Annotated in this window: 3 protein-coding genes; all 3 read right to left on the bottom strand. The window is 67.5% G+C overall.

Going from position 1 to position 2,240, the window contains the following annotated elements; genetic code table 11:
* The coding region (locus tag I0Q12_RS26545; protein ID WP_197256293.1) for an SDR family NAD(P)-dependent oxidoreductase at window positions 1-180 on the bottom strand (180 nt) is incomplete at its 3' end.
* Complete coding sequence (locus I0Q12_RS26540) at window positions 177-1,004, bottom strand: TauD/TfdA family dioxygenase (RefSeq protein ID WP_197256291.1); 828 nt, start codon at window positions 1,002-1,004, stop codon at window positions 177-179. The genes I0Q12_RS26545 and I0Q12_RS26540, both read right to left, overlap by 4 nt.
* Window positions 1,005-1,049: 45 nt before the next feature.
* The coding region (locus I0Q12_RS26535) for an aldehyde dehydrogenase family protein (protein WP_197256289.1) at window positions 1,050-2,240 on the bottom strand (1,191 nt) is incomplete at its 5' end.

Genomic DNA, 2,240 nt, shown 5'->3' with positions numbered 1-2,240 from the left:
GTCGACGCGCAGCCCCAACGCTTTGCCGCCGTCGTCCTCGATGCCGGCCGCCACTGCGTCGGCCGAGGCGGCATCGAGATCGAAGATCGCGACGGTGTCGCCGTCGGCGGCGAGGCGTCGCGCGATCGCTTCGCCGATGCCGGATCCGCCGCCCGTGACGATCGCTGTCCGCCCGCTCAACTGATCGCCTCCGTGCCCAGCAGCGTCGATCGGTGCATCCGCCGCGGCTTCCCCCGATCGAACGGGCACGCCCGATGCACGAGCCCGGTGTTGTCCCAGATGACCATGTCCCCTTCGGACCACTGGTGCCGGTACACCAGATCGTCTGCAGTGGCACGTGATTCGAGATCGGCGAGCAGCTTGCGTCCTTCGTCGACGTCGAGGCCGACGATGTGCGAGGCGGTCGCACCGAACACCAGCGAACGACGCCCCGAATCGTGCTCCCACACCAAGGGCAGTTCCCGCACCGCGCGCGAGGCCCACTCCTGGATCTGTTCCGGAGTCGGATCCGGGTAGGTCAGACGCTGGATGGCTTCGAACGTGTGCACCACGCGCAACGTCGCGAAGCGTTCCTTCTCCTCGTCGGTCAGCGCGTCGTAGGCCGCGTAGGTGCTCGCGAACTCGGTTTCGCCGCCCTCGGCGGCGGTGACCCGGGCGGAGAGCACCGACGCCTTGGCCGGGATCTCGTCGAGAGCCCCGTCGATGTGCCAGTAGTCGTTGCTCGCGAAGTACTCCCGGTTCGGGTTGTCGGGTTCGAAACTGATCTCCATGATCTCGGGGATCCGGTACTTCGGGAACAGCGCGAGCTCGCCGAGGCGCCGGCAGAACTTCACCTGCGCGTCGTCGTCGATGTGCAACTGCCGGAACAGCAGCACACTGTGCTGCTCGAGCAGGTCGAGCAGTGCACCGGGTACGGTCTCGTCGGTGAGCAGACGCTCGACGTCGACGTCGAGTACCTCCACGCCGATGGTGTCGGCGAGTTTCTTCGTGGCAAGGGTGGGCATGGATGTCCTCACTCGTGGGCCGCCGGGGTGCCGTGCCCGGCGGGATCAGGCCTGCTGGGGCTCGTAGCCGAGGATCGCCTTGACTTCGAGGTAGTCGTGGAAGCCGAATTCGCCCCACTCGCGACCGGTGCCGCTCTTCTTGAAACCGCCGAACGGGGCGCAGAAGTCGAAGGCGTCGTTGATGGCAACGGATCCCGCCCGCAGCCGCCGCGCGACCGAGCGGGCCAGTTCCGGGTCGGCGCCGGCGACGAACGCGGACAGCCCGTACTCGGTGTCGTTGGCGATCTCGACGGCGTGGTCGATGCTGTCGTACCCGATGATCGTCAGGACGGGGCCGAAGATCTCCTCGCGGGCGATCGTCATGTCGTTCTTCACGTCTGCGAACACCGTCGGCTTGACGTAGAAGCCGACCTCGAGCCCGTCCGGCCGGCCCGGACCTCCCGCGACGAGCGTGGCGCCTTCGTCGATGCCGGTGCGGATCAGGTTCTGGATCTTGTCGAACTGTGCCTTCGACACGACCGGTCCGATTACGAAATCGCCGTTCGGATCTCCGACCGTGACCTGTTCGGCAGCCGCCCGCGCGACCTCGATCGCCTCGGCCATGCGCTCGGCCGGAACGAGCATGCGCGACGGGGCGCTGCACGTCTGCCCGGAGTTGAGCATCATGGTGCCCACGCCCTTGCCGACGTTCTCGGCGAAGTCGGCGTCGTCGAGGATGATGTTCGGGCCCTTGCCGCCGAGTTCCTGGGTCACGCGCGTGACGCCGGGCGCCGCGTTGATCGCGATGTCGATGCCGGCCCGGGTCGATCCCGTGAAGGAGACCAGATCGACGTCGGGGTGGCCCGACAGTGCCCGTCCCACACCGGGTCCGTCGCCCTGCACCAGGTTGAACACGCCCTCCGGTACGCCCGCCTCGTCGATGATCTCCGCGAAGATCTGCCCCGTGAACGGCGATTGCTCGGACGGCTTGAGGACCATCGTGCAGCCGGTCGCCAGCGCGGGGAAGACCTTGACCGCGATCTGGTTGAGCGGCCAGTTCCACGGCGTGATCAGGGCGCAGACCCCGATAGGTTCCTTCACGATCCGGGTGGCTCCGCGCTGCTCCTCGAAGGTGAAGTTCTCGAGAACCTCGATCGCGGTGGTCAGGTGGCCGAGACCGAGATTCATCTGGAAGCCCCCGGCGAGTGCGGCCGGGGCGCCCATCTCCTGCGTGAGCGCGGCCGCCAGATCGGGAAC

The organism is Rhodococcus sp. CX (assembly GCF_015865005.1).
Lineage (GTDB): Bacteria > Actinomycetota > Actinomycetes > Mycobacteriales > Mycobacteriaceae > Rhodococcus.
This window is presented reverse-complemented; position numbering and strand designations above follow the sequence as displayed.